Origin of the sequence: Nocardia sp. No.11 (assembly GCF_038752175.1) — a bacterium.
Classification (GTDB): domain Bacteria; phylum Actinomycetota; class Actinomycetes; order Mycobacteriales; family Mycobacteriaceae; genus Nocardia; species Nocardia canadensis.
Genome location: NZ_JBCGFB010000253.1, coordinates 1 through 1,770, shown reverse-complemented (window position 1 = coordinate 1,770; position 1,770 = coordinate 1). Strand labels below are relative to the sequence as shown.

1 pseudogene is annotated in these 1,770 nt (G+C 75.8%); it reads right to left on the bottom strand.

Features of this window, described 5'->3' with window-relative positions:
* Positions 1-1,770, bottom strand: a pseudogene (locus V8688_RS31855) (hypothetical protein); the annotation flags it as partial.

Here is a 1,770-nt window from a genome sequence, read left to right as displayed (position 1 = left end):
GCGGCGTCGCCGTCGGCGGCCGCGGCGAACTCGGTGAGCGCGGCCTCGAGCGACCCCGGCCGTAGCGACGGCGGTACGTCGGCCTCGGCGACCGCGAACCGGGTACCCGGCACCGTCACCCCGGCCTCGGCGGCCCGGGCCAGCAGCCAGTCCCGCAGCGCGAGAACCGTTGTCGCCCGGCTCTCCACGGCCGGGAACAGCCCGGCCAGCCCCGCGATGTCGTAGGACCGCTCGCCGATCAGCAGCGCGGTGCGCACGATGGGCGCGAGATCGAACAGCGCGCCGTCGGCCAGCAACTCGTCGAGCAGGTCGGCCCCGGTCCCGACGCGGCCCGCCCAGTCCAGCAGCGCGGTCCGGACGGCCGAACCGTAGTGGTACACCCGCACCTCCGGGTCGATCGCCCGGTGCTCGCCGATGATGTCGAGCAGTTCGTCGAGCACGGCGGCGGCCGACGCGCGATCATCTGCCGCCACGTCGCGGCGTGCGGAGGCGCCGTACGCGAAAAATGGTGTCTCGGCCGCACTCCGGCCGCCCACGGCCGCGGACAGGTCGGCGGCGGGCACCGCGCTGCGGTAGACGACCGACATCGCGTCGGACAGTTCGACGGCGGTGACGGCGCCGTGCTGGTCCACGTCGACGATCAGCGCGAGATCGCCGTGGCCGGGGGCGGGCAGGGCGCCCAGGGCGGCGGCGTCGCGCAGGGCGAAGGTGGGTTCGCCGGTGCGCTCGCGCTCGAGCTGGATCTCGGCCTGGCGGCGCAGGGCGGTCACGGTGCGTGGGGCGAGGCCGGCGATCGGGGTGGTCGTGGTGGCGAGGCGGTCGATCGTGAGGACGCCCGCCTCGCGGAGCCGGGCGCGCTGGGTCGGGCGGATTCCCGCCACCAGCAACAGGTCCCGGGCGGTGGACGCGGCGACCCGGCAGGTCGCGCAGCGTCCGCACGCGAGATAGCGGGGATCGCCCCACTGGACCGGTAGCAGTTCGGTCAGCTTCTCCTCGACGATGCGCTCCACCCGCGCCCGGCGGGCGGGATACACGCGCGCGAGCTCGTCGGTACGGGTGCGCTGCGCACCGGCCGCGCCCCACAGATACGCCGACGGGTCGACCCCGATCCCCGCCTCGGCGAGCACGGCGGCGCAGGCCGCGAACGCGAGCCGCGCCCGCAACGCCTCCCACGCCTCGTCGACCTCGGCCACCGTCGCCGAGGCGGTGGCCCGTTCGAAGGGCGTACGGCCCGCGACCAATTCGCGCCGCAACGCCCGGAAGTCCGCCGACGCCGGGGTAACCGGCGCCGTACCGACGACCACGGGCGCGGGCTCCGTCGCGTCGAGGTCGGTCGTTGACGCCGCCCACTCCGCATCGGCGTCCGGCCGATCGGGCCCGACGTTGTCCGATGCGGGCACGACGTAATCCGACGCGGGTCCGACGTAATCCGACGCGGGTCCGACGTGGTCCGACCCGGGACCGACGCCGGCCGACACAAGACCGACGCCGTCCACCCCGGGACCGACGCCGTCCGACACGGATACGGCGTAATCCGACGCGGGGCGGAAGCGCAGCGTGGCGGGCAGCCCGACCGACGCGGACCCGACGGCGATGTGTGGCGTGTAGCGCCCGGTGTCGGGGTCGCGGATCAACAGGTCGACGCCGCAGGCGAATCGGCCGTCGAAGAAGACCGCGCCGAGAATGGCGGGCGCGCCGTCGCGCAGGGCGGCCGCGGTGAGGTCGGCGGCCGCGGTGAGGGCGGCGATCCGGGCGGCCGGGCTCGCGCCG